Below are 19,813 nucleotides of genomic sequence, written 5' to 3'. Positions count from 1 at the left end.
TTCCATTTTCTCACACCAAACTGAAAAAAACGGCCGGCACCGTCATGATGCCTGCCGTTTTATTTATGTCCGGATAAGCCGGAAACGAGCTTCCTTCTTGCTTGTCGTTTTTGTCCTGCCTACTGTGCGTTGATGGTGATGGTGTAGGTTCTGCTCTCGCCGGATGAAGAGGTGCACACAATCTGCGCCTTCTGCTGACTTTCTCCGTTCATGCTGACTGCAAGACTGCCTGTGACAGACGCGCCGGTCTTACTTGCCGCTGATGCCTGAATGCTGACGGAATCTGCGCCGCCTGCAGAAGCGACAAACTCAGTCGCGTAATTCGAGCCGGAGTCGGAAATCAGCTGTGTGGTCTTTCCGTTCGCGGTGACGGACAGCGACTGCAGATAGTAGTTATTATCTACATTAAAGTCCATGACCGGGCTTCCGCATGCATCGGACGGCATGTTCTGGTAAACCGGAATATCGAACTCCAGTGCCTTTCCGAGGGCTCCGTTCGCGCTGTAGGACTTATAGGTCGAGGCGGACTGGGAATTCGGTCCGTACACCGCGGTCATGTAGACGTGGGTGCCGACTCTGGACAGTCCATTCATGACATTGAAATGCTCCAGATATGCGCTGTCCTGATTGTTGCTCAGGTAGTTGGACGCAATATAGGAAGCGCCTCCTTCGATGGCTTTCTGCAGCGTCGTCCATCCGTGCGCCTTTGCGTAGGCAATGCCTTTGGCCGCTCCTCCGGTGGAAGAGTCAGATGCGCCGATGTTAAACACATTATATGCGCCCTGGCTGCCGTCAACCATAGATGTGACCGTTCCCTGCTCAGAATATGCCTTTGCCGCGAGATAGGCTGGGCTGACGTTATATTCTTTTCCGGCCGCGACGAACATGTCCGCAACGCCGCTCTTACTCAGCGCGGAATTCTTCGCAAGGATCGTCTTCACCATATCCGCGTCCTGATACGCGTGATAGCGGTTGTTCTGGAACATGAAGATTCCCGTGTCGGTCAGCCAGTTTCTCGGATCCATATAATACTTCACGGCTTTCTGTGATGCCGCGACGAAGGTATTTCCGTCTTTTCCGGTATATCTGTCTGCCAGATAATCGTAGCATCCCGGTTCAACGGAAAAGAAGGATGCCGGGAATGCGCTGCGGGAAATCGTGTTGGTTCCGGTGTTTTTCGTCATCTGGGCAACGGCCGTGCTCCAGTCCAGATTGGTCTGCACCGGAGTGAACTTCCATGTCGGATGCGCAGCGTGGAGCGCCTGAAGATATGGAAGATAGGAGGACGGGAAACCGTCTTTGGTGATGTAACTGGACGTATCCGTCGTGCTGTCTTTCCCTGTATTATCATCCTTTCCGGTATTATCGGTCTTTCCGGAATCTGTGCCGGAAGTAAATGTCAGATAGCTTCCTTTCACGTAGGAGGATTTTCCGTTCAGAACGATGCGGTACCAGAGATCGCCGTCGCTGCCGGTTTTTCCCCAGGTCCTGAGTCTGGCGGAAACGCTGCTGCCGTCTGCGGCCTGACCGTTTTTTTCAAAGCTCGTGCCTGGTCCCTTTCTTGTATTCAGTCCGCCGTCGGCCTTGACGACTGCGTCCTTCGCGCCTTTATAGGAAAGGGAAACCAGGTCTCTTCTGATGTATCCCTTAACGTTGGAGGCGTAAAGCCAGCGCTTTGAAGAGGACGCACTCGTGTCGGAGGTGAATGTCTCCGAGGTAATTGTCAGTTTTTTTCCTTTCTTTACGGTCGTGACTTTTGCAGCAGAATCGGACGGATTCTGGCGGACGACAGCCGATGCGGCTTTCACTTTTCCGGAAGCTTTCAGAACTGGTGCATCAGAGCTGACCGAGGCATCCGGATTTACTGCGGTTTTCCCGGTTGAATTTCCGGCTGAAGTGGAACTGTTTCCTTTATGATCATCCTTTGAGGGCTTCGAAGATGCAGAGGACGGTTTGCTGAAGCTGATGTAATCGGCCATGACATAAACGTTTTTCCCGTTGCAGAGGACGCGGTACCACTTGCTTCCGTCCGAGGCCTTGACCCGTTCCCGCACGGTGACCGCCGTTCCCTTATGAAGGGTTCCGGCAGATGCGAAACTGGTGCCCGCTCCCTTTCTCATCTTCAGCACATCCGTTGTCCATGCAGTCTTTCTGGCAAAATTTACCTTTGCAAGGTCACTCCGGATATAGCCTTTCAGGGCAGACACATACATCCAGCGGCTGCCGGCCCTGGCGCTGCTTGCGGATGTGAATTTCTCAAAGGAAACCGTGTATGTCCTTCCCTTATTAACCATGGTCACTTTCTTTGCCGACGAGGACGCGGATTTACGGACAGCCGTGCCGTCCTTCAGGATCAGTGCGCTGACCGGAACGTTTTTCCAGCTGCCTGCGGCAAAAACCGGACCGTTCAGGGCCGGAGCCGTCATGGCAAGCGTCATGGACGCAGAAACTGCGAGAATGGCGGAACGCTTCCAGACGTTTTTTCTGGAAGACGCATGTATATGTACTCTGTTTTTCATGAAATGCCTCATTTCTCTCTTGATGAATAAAATGCTGTTTTTTCCAATCCTTTTTCTCCGGAGGAAAGGCCCGAATGCGCGGCAGGCCGTTTTCTTTCTTGATGTCGGCGTTACCGGGTTAGTTTTGTCCCTGAATCAGGTCTACCTGGCAGGCCTGCATGGTCTGAAGCGCGGCCCTGTGGCTCTCCGGGGTCACTCCGGCGCAGCAGGCCGGGTCGACGGACACCGGAGTTTCCGGAAGCGCAGCCTTCAGCAGGATTGCGTTGGAAACCACGCAGATGTCTGTGCAGACGCCGACGAGTTCGATGGAAAGCTCGTCACTCTGCGCCAGACGCTTCATGGTCTCTGCCAGTTCTTCCGAACCGAAAGAAGGCTTGCAGATGCGGTGATCCTGCGGAATCAGCTCATCGATCTCCGGGATCAGCTTCCATCCTTCTGTTCCGCGGATGCAGTGCTTTACCGGAAGATGGCGGCCTTCCTGCGTCGTCAGGTAATTCTCCTGATGGGTGTCCATGGTCGCAAAACGATCATTTTCCGGATAACTCAGGATTTTCTCACGCAGCGCAGGGACGATTGCCTCTGCCTCAGCGTTCCCAAGCGCCCCGGTCACAAAATCATTCTGCATATCCACAACAATCAATATTTTCCTCATAGAATTCCTCCTATGCCGATGTTCGTATATAACATATTATTGAAGTCTCAAAACTTCTCTGCGTCATCGCCGCCTTCTTCCCTGCCCCAGGCAGAAAAAAGGGATCGTGCCGCAGACTCTTTCTCTATTATAAATCTTTATGCATGAAATTTCACTCTTGAATCGGTAAATTATAACCGACATTTCAACTGGCCCGGCCACTCATAAATGGAACAAAACCCAAAAAATGTAACAAAACAGCGTAAAATCCTGTTGCAAATGTTAATTTTTTCTCATTAAATTTCTAATTAATTGGTTCTGCACAAGAAAGTTGGATTGAAAGTTGTGTTAACCTATATTATAATTACAATCGTAAACTAAGCAAAGGAAAGGTTGAGACCATGAAAAATCCGTATAAGACTCGTACGGGCGGGGCGACGGTCACGGTTTTTGCGCCGTATGACTGCGGCAACCACTGCCCATTCTGTATTAATAAAGGGGAATACTCCGATACAACCGGATTCAGCAAGGATAAAATCATTCCGTCCATCAAACTGATGGATGAGATTACTCCGAACTGCGATTTCGTATTTACCGGCGGTGAACCATTCGCAAACAGGGAAGCGCTTCAGGAAATGCTGGACCAGATTCCGTCAACGCACCGTGTCTTCATCAACACGACACTGCCGACGTTCGAGGGCCAGACTGAACAGGATCTGATCGATTTCACTGAGAGAAATAAAGACAAGATCACCTGCATCAATGTCTCCCGCCATCTGGTCAAGTACGTAGAGGAAGGTGCGGACGATCTTCTGTCCCGTCTTGCTGTACGTACACGTGTAAACTGCGTACTGTATAAGGACTACCCGGCTGAGCGTCTTCCGGAATATCTGGAGCGCTGGATTCCGTATAACATTCCGGTCCAGTTCCGTTTCGACTATACTGCAACCACACCGGAGAATCTCTACGATCGCGAAGGCGACCCTATCCTCGCCGACCTGAACAAGATCGCTGAATACAAGGGTCTCGACGGCTGCCGCATGCGCTGCGGATTCCATTACAATTACAAGGGACTGACCCTCACCTATCATAAGACTCTCCCGTATTCCACCATCGTCGAGAAGGATAAGGAAGACGGAAAGACCTATGATATCCTCTATGATATCATCATCAAGCAGAACGGCGAGATCCGTTCCGACTGGGATGAGTCCGTCCTGGATGTGGATGCCTACAGACACGTTAAATTCGAGCCGTACGACCTCCATGTCATCGAGGGAACTGTAGCAGATTCACAGTTCTAAAATCCAGAAATCAAGAAATTCTGCGGGCAGCTTCAGAGATCGCTTTCTCTGAAACGCCCGCTTTTTCTCGGACAAAATCCACCCGTGCCTGCTGCGGCAAGAATACACGGGAAACGCCCTCGCGGGAATGAATTCCGTTCCGCCAGAACAGCCGCGAAACATGCACATGCAGACTTCACGAAATTAAGCGGCTTTTTTCATAAAGCCGCCTGCTCTGAGATCCTTTCAGAAAGGAGAAACTATCAATGTCATCAAAAAAACCTTACGACGCAAGGCTCAGAAACCTGAAGCGGAACAAACTGCTGACGGCACTCATGTCCGTCATCGTCGGCCTGGTGCTTCTTCTGAAGCCTTCTGCCACCCTTTCACTTCTGAGCAAATTCATCGGAATCATGATCCTCGTCACCGGAGCCGTCATGCTTCTGATCTACTTCCGTCAGAGAGAGTCCTCGCTGAAAATTCATCTGGCGGCGGCCATCATTCTAGCCATCCTGGGCCTGTGGATTTTCCTGCGGCCTTCTGGCCTGGTGGCGTTAATTCCAACCATTATCGGAATCATCGTCATGTTCGACGGAATCTTTAACCTGGGAGAGGCACTCACCATTCGGAAACAGAGCCGCCACTCTCCGGTCATGCCGGTTGTGCTGGGCATCATTACCATCGCCCTCGGCCTGGTTCTGATTTTCAAGCCCCTGGGCGTCGCCGCTGTCATTACACAGGTTATCGGAATCGTTACGCTTTACAACGGCATATCCGATTTCCTGATTGCCATGAAGATTCACCCGGTTCCAAAGGACTGATTTTCAGGCATAGAAAAAGATGCTGCCGCATCATGCTCATCTGAGCTCTGTGCGGCAGCATCTTTTTTTCCTCTTTTCCTTCAGATGGCAGCTGACTGACCAGAACCCGGCCGGCAATTCTGCGCCGCGAAAAATGTGAATTCCAATCATACCTGCCATCGCTATTTCGTTACCGCATAAACCGGAGTACTCCAGCTGCTGCTGGCGCCGTCTTTATATGCGCGTACTCTTATCTGATAGGTCTTTCCTCTTCCAAGCGAAAGTGTGCTGACTCTCGATGTCGTCCTGGAGTATGTCTTCCAGGATCTGCTTCCGCTCTTTCTTACACTGATCTGGTACTGCGGTGAACCGGAAACCTTTCCGACCGTAATCTTCAGGCCGCCGTACAGGCTGGTGAATTTCACTGTCGGCGTCACCGGTTTCACGTAGTAGGTCAGCGAAATATTATCCTTGTAATTTCCGGTTCCTGTCAGGATCAGTTTCTTTTTGCCAATGGTCTTGAAACCGGAAGCACAGCTTTCTGTGTAGTCCGTTCCCTGCACCAGAGATACCGGCGTCAGTCCGTTTTCTCTTTCCAGGGTCAGGGTCAGCAGACTCTGCTTCTGTTTTTTTCCGTTATAGGTGAAATCCTGAAGTCCGGATGTCTTGACATCTTTCAGGCTTCTTGGCTGAATAACATAAGATGCATTCAGATCACCCGTGTAATTATTAATTCCGCGAAGGATAATCGTATACGTTCCGGCATTGATGTACTGGTCGCTGTCTGAACGATAAAGCTGATAATCTTTTCCTTTGGTCAGTCCAGCCGCCGTTACTTCCGGTTCCTGCTCAGAACCGTTGTAGACAGTCTCAGCAACCTGAATGTCATCCGATTCCAGTGTCTTCGGAACGATGCTGAAGGTCTTGGTTACGGATCCCTTCACCATCCGGCATCCTCTGACTTTCATCGTCGCTTTTCCGGCATTGATGTTATTCTTGCAGGTAACCGTGTAATCTGTTCCCTTCTGGAAGCTGGAGACTTTTACCTCAGGCTCCTGGGCGGATCCGTTATACTGCACTTTCGAACTTTCCAGTTTGACGTTAGAAGAAGTCAGAGTTGCTTTTTTAATTGTAAAGCTTCTGGATACCTTCCCCGTGTAGTTGTTGCAGAATGTCGCTGTCAGTGTTCCCTTCGTGTTGTTATTCACAGCACTGAGAGTATAGTCCTTATTCTTCTTCAGCTTGACCCCGTTCAGCCGGACCGAGGCATTCGGAACAATCGTCCTGCCCGTGTACGTTTTAGCTGAAATCGCAGCAATCACAGCAGAAGAAGCATTCTTCGGATAAATCTTATAGGTCGTTTTCACCGTTCCGGTATAGGCACCGACGCCCTTTACCGTTACCTTTACGGTTCCGGCGTTCTTCAGGCTTCCGGAAGTCTTTACGGAATAACCGGAGGTCACACGTTTTCCGTTCGCGTCGTAAATGACAAGTGAAGGAGACTGACTCTGTCCTGTGTATGTCTTATTAGACGCCGTTACGGATTTCAGGGAGATCCTGGAAGACGTATTTCCCGATGTCCCGGAAGAATTCGATCCGCTGCCTGAGCTGCTGAATTTTCCGGATGTACTTGAACTGCCCGAGCTGTTTGAAGACGAATATCCAGAATTGGAACTGGATGAAGTTCCGGTATACCGTAATACACCGTCCCAGCTGATTCCGGAAACCCCGTTATAATACGGAGCCACACTTACCTCTGTTCCCGTCTGATCACCTGTTTCCGGATGTCCGCGGTTGGAATGTGCCGCAGCCGTCATGCCGTTACCCAGATACAATTCTGTATGACGGTCCATGTCCAGGAGAATATCGCCCCGCTGCAGCGCCGCCGGTGCAACATTATTCAGCGTAATTCCCAGCTGACTGGCCGGAATCCATGTAAAATCCGCATTGGTAAAACTCTGCAGCATACTCTTGGTTCCGACAAAGCCGCTGAAGCTGAATCCTCCGCCGTTCGTAAAGGCGCTGACAATGAATGTGCCGCAGTCGTAATCCGGACCCCATCGGAGTGACGGATCCAGAGTGTAGCCATGCGAATCATCATTAGCCGTCGCAATCGCCCATTGTACCGCTGACTCAACACGGGACGGAATCGAATCCGCATGTGAAGTCTGCGCGATTCCAAATCCGAATATGAGAGCCAGCGACAGCACCACAGCTGCCAGCAGATGCCGGACCATTCTTTCTTTGATCTTCATAATTCTCACATTATTTCATCTCTCACCATGCAATAACCAATAAAACTCTTTCCCGGCACATGCCGTGCCCGGTGCGCCCGTCAGCCCGATGACCTTTGTTCCGGGGACAAATGGAAGCTTCCGAAGCAGAGCTGTCAGAAAATTCTTCTGCTATTATACGTTTTTCAAAACACGGAAACAGCCCTACTGTATCCATTCCTGTACGTCTGCATCAGGATTTCATCAACAGCCTCTCTTAAGAATTTTTAAGTATATTTTAACATATCAAATACAGAAATCAATATTCCAACGCTTGATTTTACGGCCAAACCGCAAAAAGCATTGGAATTTCAGGCTTTTTAATTGACCATAACTATAATATGGTAAACCGTAGACCACCCTGTAGTTTTATTAAGAGCGAAGTCAGATTCTTAAAGAAAAGAACGCCGTGATCATCCACACTTATCTGCCGCGGAATCCAGCACATGATTTTCAAGTCCTATGCAGGCGTCAGGTTTTATCTTCCGTCTGTCTGACGCAGAGATATGATCCATGACAATTTTCAAAACCCGGGCACTGCTGGACAGAAAGAGGCACGCAACATAATTTTACCATAATTAACTATGGTTAATTTTTTCTGTATTTGCCGTCTTTGCCGCTCAGAATATCATCACCCAGCAGTTCTTATGCCCTTATCCGGTCCAAAATACCGTTTTTCACGCGAGTATTTCATGCTCAGGTATATTTTCATGCATCCGCCTGTAAGAAACATTTCAGAGCATTTCAGGCCTTCCGCTTTTCTGCCGTTTTTTCTCAATTTTCCACTCTGAAGGCAATGAGAATAGTACACCTTGAATAAAGAATGACGGAATTTCGGAGAAAAGAAAACTGAAGAATGATATACCGACAGCGAAAAAAGAGGCCATCGCCCCAAGCCGGTTTTTCCAGCTTAATACAACAGCCCCTTTGCAGTTAGCAACCCCCACCTCCGATGACAATGATATTGGATCGCGAAACCCATATCATTGTATCATAGGAGTTTTTTGTTACTTTGGGTAACACTACTGTTTACTCTATTCTCCCCAGCCCTGCTGGGGGATTAAGTTCTGTTTCATTCAGTCCATTGCTCTGTCTGCGTGCGGTTATAATGCTTACGCACTTGCCAATCGCAAGGCTAGGTCTCCCTATCTAAAATCTTCTTCCTGTTCTTCTTGCGGGAGGCTCAGGTCGATTCCGCGAACCTGTTTTCTCAGTGGAAGGACGCTCTTCGGGTTGACGGAGAGTTCGTCGATGCCCATGCGCAGGAAGGTTTCGGTCAGATCGAGGTCTGCGCCGAGCTCTCCGCAGATGCCGCACCAGATGCCATGGCGGTGGGCGGCGTCAACAGCCATCTTGATCTCTCTCAGAACGGCCGGATGATGGGTGTCCAGGAACGGTTCCAGGTGTGCGTTCTGACGGTCGATCGCCAGTGTGTACTGGGTCAGGTCGTTGGTTCCGATGGAGAAGAAGTCGCACTGGCGTGCAAGGTCATCGGCAATCAGGGCGGCTGCCGGAGTCTCGATCATGATGCCGATTTCCAGATTGCCCATTTCCTGCCCTTCATTCTTCAGCTCTGTACGGCATTCCTCCAGGATTTCTTTTGCCGCCATGAGCTCTTTCAGACTGGTGATCATCGGGAACATGATGGCGAGGTTTCCATATGCAGACGCGCGGAGCAGTGCTCTGAGCTGTGTCTTGAAGAATTCTTTTCTGGTCAGGCAGATGCGGATTGCACGGAATCCAAGTGCCGGGTTGTCTTCCGGATCGAGATTCAGGTAATCAACCTGCTTGTCTGCGCCGATATCGCAGGTGCGGATGACAACCTGCTTTGGAGCCAGAGCTTCCAGCGCGCTTTTATAGGCCTGGAACTGCTCTTCTTCTGTCGGGCTCTGGTCGCCGTTCAGATAAACAAATTCAGAGCGGAAGAGGCCGACGCCTTCAGCGTCATTTTCTTTTACTGCCGGCAGGTCTGCAGGACCACCGATATTCGCATAAATGCGGACTGCTGTTCCGTCCACCGTGCGGGATTCTTTTCCGATCAGATCCTGCAGCAGGGCCTGCTCTTTTCTGTCTGCTTCACGGCGCTCCATCATCATTTCCATTGTTTCTGGTGTCGGATCGACATAGATACAGGACTGATATCCGTCTACAATCGCTGTTTTTCCATCCCAGCTGTCAGAAATGTCTTTTACCTGTATAAGGGCCGGTACGTTCATGCTGCGTGCCAGAATCGCTGTATGGCTCGTCTGGCTGCCGCCTCTGGTTACGATTCCCTGCAGAAGATTTTTATCGAGCTTTACGGTCTCGGACGGTGCCAGGTCATCCGCAACCAGGATAAACGGCTCATCGAGCGCAAAGGAATCGCTGTCAATTCCCAGAAGAACATCCAGAACGGCATTTTCCAGATCATAGATATCTGCGCTCCTGGCGCTCAGATAAGCATCGTCCATTTCCTCGAATACTTTTGCCTGCGCGGTAAAGGATTCCCTTACCGCGTATTCCGCGCTGCGTTTCTGCTCACGGATGATTTCCTCTGTATCATCAATCAGGTCCTCATCCTCCAGCATCATGGCGTGAACTTCAAAAATTTCCGCGTTTTTCTCGCCGGCCGTTTCTTTTGCCCGCTCATACAGTTCATTCTGCTGGTCGATCACTTTCGCGACCGCATCCTGAAAACGCTTTACCTGTGCATCCGTATCTTCATGCAGGGATTCATCGATCCTGCGGTCCGGTTCCTTCAGTACACGGATCTTCGTGATCGCAATTCCCTTCACGATGCTCTTTCCGGTTGCAACTACCATTTCTACTCCTCCTCTTTCTGAAGATCTCCGTAGCATTTTACCTCTTCATAATCATCGCTGTTTGTAAGCAGAACCACAACAGTATCCGGGAATCCGGCCTTCGCAATCTCATCGCGGTCGAACTCCAGAAGCTTCTGTCCCGCAGTGACATGGTCGCCTTCCTTGACCAGCGGGTGGAAGCCTTTACCCTTCATCTTGACCGTGTCAACGCCGATATGAATCAGCAGTTCCATATCTCCAGGGCCTTCCAGTCCGATGGCATGTCCGGTTTCAGCAACATTTGCAATTTCTCCGTCAAAAGGTGCAACGACAAGACCGACTTCCGGTTCGATTCCGACACCGTCTCCGAGCACACCGGATGCGAATGTCTCATCCTTGATCTCCTCACGCGGAATAATCTGTCCGTAAGCAGGAGCGTGAACTTCTCCGGCTTCACAGCGGATCAGTACCGGCATTTCCTTATTCGGTTCTTCCTTCTCCTCAACCAGAGCATCCAGGACGTCTTCCTCTCCCTTCGGGTGATCCTGTTCTGCCGGGTCCTCTTTCCAGACGACCATCGTCAGTGCAAACGCGATTCCTCCTGCGATAGCAAGTTCAACCAGATACAGCGGAATGTGGTTGATGGTCAGAAGTCCAGGAATTCCTGTAACTCCGTATGCCTTGGCACCCAGATGGGAAATCGATCCGAACCATGCGCCGACTGCGCCTCCGATCATGCCGCATACGAACGGTTTCATCAGACGCAGGTTGACTCCGAAGATCGCCGGTTCAGTAATTCCCAGTGATGCAGACAGAGAAGACGGGAAAGCGATTTCTCTGCGCTTGTGACTCTTTGTTTTTACCGCAACCGCAAGGCAGGCTCCGAACTGGGCAAAATTGGCCGCCGTAGCGATCGGCATCCAGATATTGATTCCGTTCTTCTCGGCCAGCATTCCGGCTTCAATGACATTATACATATGATGCAGTCCCATAACAACGGTAACCGGATAAATCGCGCCCATTGCAGCCGCGCCGACGCCGTGTCCGACGGTGATCAGCAGCTGTGCGCCGTGCAGAATGTAAGTCTCTGCCGTGGAGAAGATCGGTCCGATGATCGTGAAGGTTATGAATGTTGTGAATAATACCGTGCAAAGCGGCGTAACAAACAGATCCAGCATCTCTGGGACGTGTTTATGCAGCCATTTTTCCACCATACACATGATCCAGACGGCGATGATGACCGGAATAACATGACCCTGATAACCTACTGCTTTTACATGGAAGCAGAGCAGGTGCCAGACCGGAATCTGGGATGCCTTCATTCCCGCAACGGCCCATGCATTGATCAGGCTGGAGTGAATCATGCAGAGTCCTACAACCGCGCCGAGGAAAATATTTCCTCCGAACACTCTCGCGGTACTGATGGCGATGATAACCGGCAGATAGGCGAATGCCGCACCGGAAACCATGTCCAGGAAAGAATACCAGTCCGAATTAACGAAGGCCGGGCTCGCTTTACCAATTGCCTCAACCAGTCCCATCATCAGTCCGGATGCGACGATGGCCGGCAGAATCGGAACAAATACATCACCCAGAACCTTGATCAGGCGTTTCGGAAGAGGCTGACGGGCCGCAGCTGCGGCCTTGACATCGGCCTTGGTCGCTGCCGTCATTCCCGTAATATCAAGGAATTCATCGTAAACCTTGTTTACCGTTCCGGTTCCGATGATGAGCTGAAGCTGTCCGTTTGATTCGAACATGCCCTTGACACCCTCAACGTCCTCCAGTTCTTTTTTATCCACTTTCGAATTGTCTGCGATGACCAGACGGAGGCATGTCGCGCAATGAGCCGCGCTGATGATGTTTTCTCTGCCGCCGAGGTGACTGAAAATCTCCTGTGCGCAGCGGCGGTAATCTAATGCCATATGCTTTCTCCTTTATATTAAAACATTGCAATAAGAAACGAAATTCAGGGCAGCCCGGGCTTTATACCAGCCCGAGTTCTTCAAAGGCCTTTGCCAGGCCGTCGTTATCGACAGTATCGGCAACCATGCTGCTGACTTTTTTCAGGGTATCGGATCCATTGCCCATGCATACGCTGGTTCCCACCATCTTCATCATGGCGTAGTCATTCATGCTGTCGCCGAATCCGATGCTGTCTTCAAGCGGAATTCCCAGCTTTTCACAGACACATTTCACACCAGTTCCCTTGTTACAGGTCTTTCTGATCAGCTCCCCGTTCTGCACGCCGAACACCTTATCCTGAATGACAAAATCATACTGGTCAAGGATTTTACGTGCATCATTCAGCTGATGATCATCGTTAAACATAATTACGATCTTGTAAACCGGCTCCCCTTTATACTCTTTCATCGGCTTGATGCCAAGATTTTCATTTACCTGTTTTCTCCAGCGCTCCAGTTCGCTGTTGCCTTTCGGCTGCCCTTTCAGGAGTTTTCCGATATCCGGGTCACAGTAGGACCCTTCTTTAGATTCAATCGTGCAGTATACGTGATTGCTCTGAAGGGCCTCCATAGCGTTCTTGAAATCTTCCGGATCCATCGGCTCATCATGAAGGACTTCGCCTCCGGCGATGACCAGGGCGCCTGCACTGGCGATGATTCCGTCGAAATCATATTTCAGGAGCGGTTCTGCCATGGCAAGATTTCTTCCGGTGCAGATAAACACATAATTCCCCTTATCCTGTGCTTTTCTGATGGCTTTAAGAGCGCTTTCCGGAGGAATGCTCTCTCCGGAACGGGTCAATGTGCCGTCAATGTCCAGGAAGATGGCTTTCGGGCCTTCCGGCTTATCCTCTTGCTGTTTGGAATTTGTCCCGAAATCAGTGAGCAGCCAGCGGAAACTTCTGGCGGGAACGCCTACGCCCTGCGCCCGGCACGGCTCGCTGGTGATCAGGTCGATATAATCTTCCGGTTCATTGATCCAGGCCGTCTCATCGTTCGTGTTGAAGTTAAACAGCGCGATCAGCTTCTCTCCCTTGTAATATCTGCCGATGGCGAGAATATGATCGTTGTATGGTTCCATAATCCACACATCTGCGGAATTTTCAAAACAGATATGCTCTCTTCTGATCTTTTCAAGGCGCTTCAAAGCCTGGAAAATTCTGCCCGGACGCGTATTCTTATCCTCGCGCTCTTCTGCCTGATCCCACGGGAATTTCCCGCGGTGAAGATAGCGGGAATCATCCCATTTCAGCGGGTCCTCATGATAGCTGTAATCATTTCTCTGTCCGATTTCATCGCCGCTGTAGATCATCGGGATTCCGCTCTGGCTCAGCAGGAATGCATGAAGCATGATGTCCAGCGTCTCTGCGCGCTCCAGTTTCCAGTCATTCTGCTCATACTCTGCGGCTTCAATTCCGCAGAGGGATGCTGTTGTTCCGCAGAGACGGGCATCACCCAGCCGCGGATCGTCATTATACAGCTCGCCTCTGGAGTCACTGCCTTCCCAGTGGCCCTGAAGAAAATCGTTCAGGAAACGCTTATGCGCAACTTCTCCGATGCCGAACTGCGCCAGAAAATCATAATCAAGGCCCCAGCCAATATCATCGTGACAGCGCAGATAATTCAGGAAGACAAAATCTTTAGGCAGGACAAAGGTCTGACCAAGCTGATGCTTCAACAGGCGGACATCCTTGGTCGCAACGGTGTGCCAGGTTGTTGCCATAATCGGCGCGTTATAGACCATGTGGCACTCCGGTTTTTCCGGTGTTCCAAAGTACGGAGCAACCTCGCTCGGCTTCATGACGATCTCGCCGAGGAGCAGCGTTCCCGGGCAGACGATGTCCAGAACCATGCGCAGAATGCGGACCAGGGTATGTACACGCAGGAGGTTGCGGCAGCTCGTTCCTAGTTCCTTCCAGATATACGGTACGGCATCCAGACGAATCACATCAATGCCATGATTGCAGAGATTCAGAAGATTATCGGTCATATCGTGCATGACTTTAGGATTTCTGAAATTCAGATCCCACTGATAAGGATGGAAGGTGGTCATGACGACTTTATGCGCTTCATCGCACCAGCTGAAATTTCCGGGCGCGGTCTGCGGGAACACCTGCGGAACGGTCTGCTCGAACTGGTTCGGAATGTCCCAGTTATCGAAGAAGAAATAACGTCCCTGTGCTTCCCAGTCGCCCGCTTTGGCCCTTCTGGCCCACTCATGCTCATCACTGGTGTGGTTCATGACAAAATCCAGGCAGACCTGCATCTCCCTCTTATGACATGCATGCGTCAGATCTGAAAGGTCTTCCATCGTACCCAGTTCCGGCTGCACCTTGCGGAAATTGCTTACCGAATAGCCTCCGTCGCTCTTCCCCTTCGGGCTCTCCAGAAGCGGCATCAGATGCAGAAAATTCACTCCGCACTCCTGCAGGTAGTCGAGCCTGTCCTCTACTCCCTTCAGCGTGCCGCCAAAATTTTCCGTATACATCATCATTCCAAGCAGATCATTCCGCCTGTACCATTCCGGATCTTTCTGCTTCTTCTGATCCCATGACTTCAGTTCACGGCTCCTTGCAGCACAGTAATCACTGAGCTTCTGCACATACTGACGGTAATCCTCGTAATGATCCGGATACAGCTCCATATACAGCCATTTCAGCTCATCCTCGAATGGGGCGAACCGCTTGTGAAACATCGATTCCGCATTGTTTCTTGTTGTCTTCATGTCCCTTTCCTGTCTGTTACCCATAATATTTTATAGACACCACGCAGCGTATCATGCATTTTCATGTACAGATATTTTCTCTGCCCTGCCGACAGATCATTCACGCTCTGTGTAGAATCAGGCAGAGTAAGCGGACTCCTGCATCCGCAGGGCCGTTTATAACATGAAAACATTGCAGATCCGCCGCCTTGTATACATTATACAAAAACGGCGGCTTCTGCAGCCACAGGTGTATAAGTTATTATACAGGAAAAATCTTTGTAAAGAAAGTTACTGCGATATGAAAATCGATGTCCGTCCTATATAAATTATATATCGTTCTTATGTTCGGCTAACAATACATTTATTTCCATTTTTGTATACGCCGCTCCGATATTTTCCGCTGCATTCTTTATTTTCACGCACTTTTCCCAGTGTACCGCTATGATTTACCGCACGGAATCCCGCCTTCTGTGCTTCGCGGAAAGTAATTGCAGATACAGCCCCATGAAAAATTTTTCTGCACTGCCCGCATTCCGCCTCTCCGGCTCTGAAAAATCTCCGTGAATTTCCGGCATCCAGGATAAATATCTTTTCAATCCCTCAATTTTAGATTAAGATAAAGTAGTATATAAAGGCTGTCATCGGTCCGACAGAAAGAAAGCATACCGGTGACCGGGTAAAGAGGTAAAAAATGGCTGAATCCAAAAATTTAAAGGAAACAATTATTGAAGCGGCATGGGATCTTTTCCATGAAAAAGGCTTTGAGCAGACGACCATCAATGACATCATTACACGTGCAGGCGTTGCAAAAGGTTCCTTTTATTATTACTTTCACGGCAAGGACACGCTTCTGGATACACTTTCCAGCATATTGGACAAACACTATAAATTGATTGAGCCGGATATCATGAAGATTGAAAACTGCTTTGACCGCCTGATAGAGATGAATTATCTGATGCACTGCTACATCGGGGAGAAAATCAATTATCAGCTGATCGCCAGCCTTTACGCCGCGCAGCTGACCAACGAAAAAGGCAGTTCCCTGCTGGATCAGAACCGCTACTACTTCCAGATGCTCAGCCGGATTATCACAGAAGGCCAGAAAAAAGGTGACATCACAAAGAAAAAATCTGTCGCACAGCTGGTCCACATGTACGGCGTATGTGAACGCGCACTGGTGACTGACTGGTGCATGAACAAGGGCAGCTATGATCTGGGCGAATTCAGTAAAGAATACATGCCGCTCCTGTTTGCGAAGTTCCGCGGAGAGAACAAGCCAGAATAAACTGGATCTGTAACTTCCGTTGGGGCTGATTGTTTAGTTAAGTTGAAAATTCGGCGGGACCGCTGCAGCAGCACGCTCTTCATTCTCCGCATGCCTGCCCGCGCTCGTGTATACAGTATGCGCAATATCGTGAAGTTTCTGACAGTATTTTCTTTTCCCCTATTGCATTTTCCTGCAAAGTATAATATGATATTTTTATATCAATTAGACCGCGGTATAAACTTAATTCTAATAGTATAAAAAAGAAACGGAGAGCAGCATTGAACGTCATCACGAACATTCAGAAATATTCCATCCACGACGGTGACGGCATCCGTACAACCGTATTCTATAAAGGATGTCCGCTGCGCTGTGAATGGTGCCATAATCCGGAAACACAGCGGTTTAATCGCGAAATGCAGTTTGATGCCCAGAAATGTACGGGCTGTCGGCACTGCGCAGATGTATGTCCGCAGAAGGCTATTTCATTTTCTGCGCCGGGCGCTCCGGCATCCACCGATCCTGAACTCTGCACACTGTGCGGCCGCTGCATTGACCGCTGCGTGAATGAGGCACGGGAAATTATCGGTGAAACATATACGCAGAAAGATCTGATCAAAGAACTGCTGAAGGACCAGATTTTCTATGACCAGTCCGGCGGTGGTGTGACCCTGTCCGGCGGCGAGGTCATGGCGCAACAGGATTTTGATGAAATCGTAAGCCTGGCCAGAAAACTTCACCGGAACGGAATCGCCGTCAATATCGATACATGCGGCTATGCGCCATACGAGAGATTCCAGAAGATTCTGCCTTATACAGATATCTTTCTCTACGACCTGAAGGTCATGGATCCGGAAACCCATAAGCGTGTCATCGGCACAGACAACGCGTTAATCTTTGATAATCTGAAGCAGCTCAGCCGGGACGGCGGCAGAATCTATCTGCGCATTCCTACCATCCCGGGAATCAGCGGAACAGAAGAAAACATGAATCAGGTTATTGCCTTCCTGAAAGAAAATGACATCCGCCCACTTCAGATTAATCTTCTTCCCTACCACGACACCGGCAAGGGAAAATATGCAAAACTCGGAAGAGAGTATCCGGGAGAAGAATGTGAAGTCCCTAGCGATGCACTCATGGAAACATTTGTCAATCAATTCCTGAACGCAGGATTCAGCAACGTAATAATTGGAGGATAACACCATGGAAAATGCCAACATGACAGAAAGAGTTAAACGACTCCGTGAAATGACTACGACAACTCCGGTTCATATCGACCTGGAAAGAGCAAAAATCGAAACCGATTTCTACCGCGAAAACGAAGGAAAGTATTCCGTTCCGGTTATGCGTGCAATGGTTCTGAAAGAGTACTTCAGCAAGAAAACCCTGTATCTGGGCGATGACGAACTGATCGTCGGTGAAAAAGGAAAAGATCCTCAGGCAAGCCCGACTTTCCCGGAACTCTGCTGCCACAGCGTCGAGGATATGCATGTCATGAACGACCGTGACATCTGCGCCTATAAAGTTACTCCGGAAGATATCGAACTCCAGGAAAAGGAGATCATTCCATACTGGACCGGAAAGTCCATGCGTGAAAAGATCCTGGACCGCATGACCCCGGAATGGAAAGAAGCCTATGCGGCCGGCATGTTCACCGAATTTATGGAGCAGAGAGGCCCGGGACACACCTGCGGCGGCGACCGTATCTGGACACATGGATATGCAGAATACAAGCAGGAAATCCAGGAAGCTCTGGATCATCTTGATTATCTGAACGACATGGATGCAGTCAGCAAGGCAGAAGAACTGAAAGCCATGATGATCGACTGTGATGCCGTTATGATTCTGGGACAGCGTTATCACGACCTGGCCATTGAAAAAGCAAAGGAGGAGACAAATCCGATCCGCAAGAAGGAACTCCTGCAGATTGCAGAAAACTGCTCCGTTGTTCCGGCACAGAAGCCGCAGACCTACTGGCAGGCACTTCAGGCTTACTGGTTCACCCACCTGGCAGTAACTTCCGAGCTGAATCCTTGGGACGCATTCAGCCCGGGACGTCTCGACCAGCATCTGTATCCATACTATGAACAGGATACAGAAGACGGAATCCTGACCGATGATTTTGCCCTGGAGCTGCTGGAATGCCTCTGGGTAAAATTCTACAACCAGCCTGCCCCGGTCAAGGTCGGCGTCACCCTCAAGGAAAGCGGAACCTACACAGACTTTGCAAACATCAACACCGGCGGAATCCGTCCTGACGGAAGCAATGGCGTAAACGATGTCAGCTACCTGATTCTGGACTGCATGGACGCCATGAAACTGGTTCAGCCGAATTCCAACGTACAGATCAGTAAAAAAACTCCGGACCGTTTCCTGAAGCGTGCCTGCGAGATCTCCAGAAAGGGCTGGGGTCAGCCGGCATTCTACAACACAGATGAAATCGTTCAGGAACTGCTGAACGCCGGAAAGACACTGGACGATGCAAGATGCGGCGGATCCTCCGGATGCGTGGAAACCGGATGTTGGGGCAAGGAAGCTTACATCCTCACCGGTTACCTGAACATCCCGAAGATTTTCCAGCTCACCCTCTACAACGGATTCGACAACGTCAGCGGAAAGCAGCTCGGCCTGAAGACCGGATACGCAAAAGACTACAAGACATACGATGAACTCTTTGACGCCTTCCAGAAGCAGCTTACCTACTTCGTTGACATGAAGGTAAGAGGAAACAACGTCATCGAAAAACTCTACGCAGAGGACATGCCTGCCCCGTTCCTGTCCATCGTCACCGATGACTGCATCAAGAACGGAAAAGACTACAACGCAGGCGGAGCGCGCTACAACACCAGATATATCCAGGGCGTAGGAATCGGAACCATCACCGACTGCCTCGCCGCAATTAAATATCACGTTTACGATAAGCAGGATCTGACCATGGACGAACTGATCCAGGCCATGGACGACAATTATGAAGGACATGACGACGTATTCCGCATGGTTCACGACCGTTCCCCGAAATACGGAAACGATGACGACTATGCAGACGGCATCATGCAGGATGTCTTCAAGGCATACCGTGACACCGTAACCGGCAGAAAGACCGTCTGCGGCGGAACTTATCACATCGATATGCTGCCGACTACCTGCCATGTTTACTTCGGTGATGTCCTGAACGCAACCGCCAACGGACGTCTCGCCCACAAGCCGGTATCCGAGGGAATCTCCCCGGAGAAATCCGCAGATACCCACGGCCCGACTGCAGTCATCAAGTCCTGCGCCAAGATGGACCACTGCTCTACCGGCGGTACCCTGCTGAATCAGAAGTTCACCCCGAGCGTCGTAGCCGGAGAAAAGGGACTGGATAACATGGCCAGCCTGATCCGCGCTTACTTCGCGATGGACGGACACCATATCCAGTTCAATGTCATCGACAGACAGACCCTGCTGGATGCACAGGCCCATCCGGAAGAATACAAGGATCTGATCGTCCGCGTTGCCGGATACAGCGACTACTTCCACAACCTGGACAAGCCGCTGCAGGATGAGATCATCGCACGTACAGAGCAGTCTTTCTAGAGGCGCCCTTGCAGGTCGA

At 50.2% G+C, this 19,813-nt stretch carries 11 protein-coding genes; 5 read left to right on the top strand and 6 right to left on the bottom strand.

What is annotated here, in order from left to right; translation table 11 throughout:
• Positions 1-119: 119 nt before the first annotated feature.
• Entirely contained in the window at positions 120-2,519 is a 2,400-nt protein-coding gene (locus ACI77B_RS07265; protein ID WP_409336219.1) for an SH3 domain-containing protein, read from the bottom strand.
• Between the two features lie 118 nt (positions 2,520-2,637).
• Positions 2,638-3,171: a cysteine hydrolase family protein gene (locus tag ACI77B_RS07260; protein WP_409336218.1), complete on the bottom strand. Its 534-nt coding sequence runs from the start codon at positions 3,169-3,171 to the stop codon at positions 2,638-2,640.
• A gap of 380 nt (positions 3,172-3,551) precedes the next feature.
• On the opposite strand from ACI77B_RS07260, the gene ACI77B_RS07255 reads away from it, so the two are divergent.
• Together ACI77B_RS07255 and ACI77B_RS07250 are read left to right on the top strand one after the other, a co-directional pair.
• The gene (locus ACI77B_RS07255; protein ID WP_409336217.1) at positions 3,552-4,451 is read left to right on the top strand and encodes a 4Fe-4S cluster-binding domain-containing protein; all 900 of its coding nucleotides are present in this window, start codon (positions 3,552-3,554) and stop codon (positions 4,449-4,451) included.
• A 245-nt stretch (positions 4,452-4,696) separates the two neighbouring features.
• Positions 4,697-5,251 (top strand): HdeD family acid-resistance protein, encoded by a 555-nt coding sequence (locus ACI77B_RS07250; RefSeq protein ID WP_409336216.1) that lies wholly within the window; start codon positions 4,697-4,699, stop codon positions 5,249-5,251.
• Between the two features lie 161 nt (positions 5,252-5,412).
• On the opposite strand, the gene ACI77B_RS07245 is transcribed toward ACI77B_RS07250, so the two are convergent.
• From ACI77B_RS07245 to ACI77B_RS07230, 4 genes are all read right to left on the bottom strand, one after another.
• Positions 5,413-7,485, bottom strand: coding sequence for a fibronectin type III domain-containing protein (locus ACI77B_RS07245; RefSeq protein WP_409336215.1), 2,073 nt, complete (start codon positions 7,483-7,485; stop codon positions 5,413-5,415).
• A gap of 1,163 nt (positions 7,486-8,648) precedes the next feature.
• A complete protein-coding gene (gene ptsP / locus ACI77B_RS07240) occupies positions 8,649-10,304 on the bottom strand; it encodes a phosphoenolpyruvate--protein phosphotransferase (protein WP_409336214.1) in 1,656 nt (551 codons plus the stop codon).
• Positions 10,305-10,306: 2 nt separating this feature from the next.
• Entirely contained in the window at positions 10,307-12,208 is a 1,902-nt protein-coding gene (locus ACI77B_RS07235; protein WP_409336213.1) for a PTS beta-glucoside transporter subunit IIBCA, read from the bottom strand.
• Positions 12,209-12,269: 61 nt separating this feature from the next.
• Positions 12,270-14,972 (bottom strand): Cof-type HAD-IIB family hydrolase, encoded by a 2,703-nt coding sequence (locus tag ACI77B_RS07230; protein WP_409336212.1) that lies wholly within the window; start codon positions 14,970-14,972, stop codon positions 12,270-12,272.
• A 673-nt stretch (positions 14,973-15,645) separates the two neighbouring features.
• Between ACI77B_RS07230 and ACI77B_RS07225 the strand changes: the two genes are divergently transcribed.
• The 3 genes from ACI77B_RS07225 (at position 15,646) to hypD (ending at position 19,794) form a co-directional block, all read left to right on the top strand.
• Entirely contained in the window at positions 15,646-16,239 is a 594-nt protein-coding gene (locus ACI77B_RS07225) for a TetR/AcrR family transcriptional regulator (protein ID WP_409336211.1), read from the top strand.
• A gap of 260 nt (positions 16,240-16,499) precedes the next feature.
• Positions 16,500-17,417 (top strand): glycyl-radical enzyme activating protein, encoded by a 918-nt coding sequence (locus tag ACI77B_RS07220; protein WP_409336210.1) that lies wholly within the window; start codon positions 16,500-16,502, stop codon positions 17,415-17,417.
• Positions 17,418-17,421: 4 nt separating this feature from the next.
• Positions 17,422-19,794, top strand: a complete 2,373-nt coding sequence (gene hypD, locus ACI77B_RS07215) for a trans-4-hydroxy-L-proline dehydratase (protein ID WP_409336209.1) — start codon at positions 17,422-17,424, stop codon at positions 19,792-19,794.
• Positions 19,795-19,813 lie beyond the last annotated feature (19 nt).

The sequence above is a fragment of the Eubacterium sp. F2 genome (genome assembly GCF_046244355.1).
In the GTDB taxonomy this organism is placed as follows: domain Bacteria; phylum Bacillota; class Clostridia; order Peptostreptococcales; family Anaerovoracaceae; genus Aminicella.
Note: the sequence above shows the minus strand (reverse complement) of the source record. Positions and strands in the feature narration are given on the sequence as shown.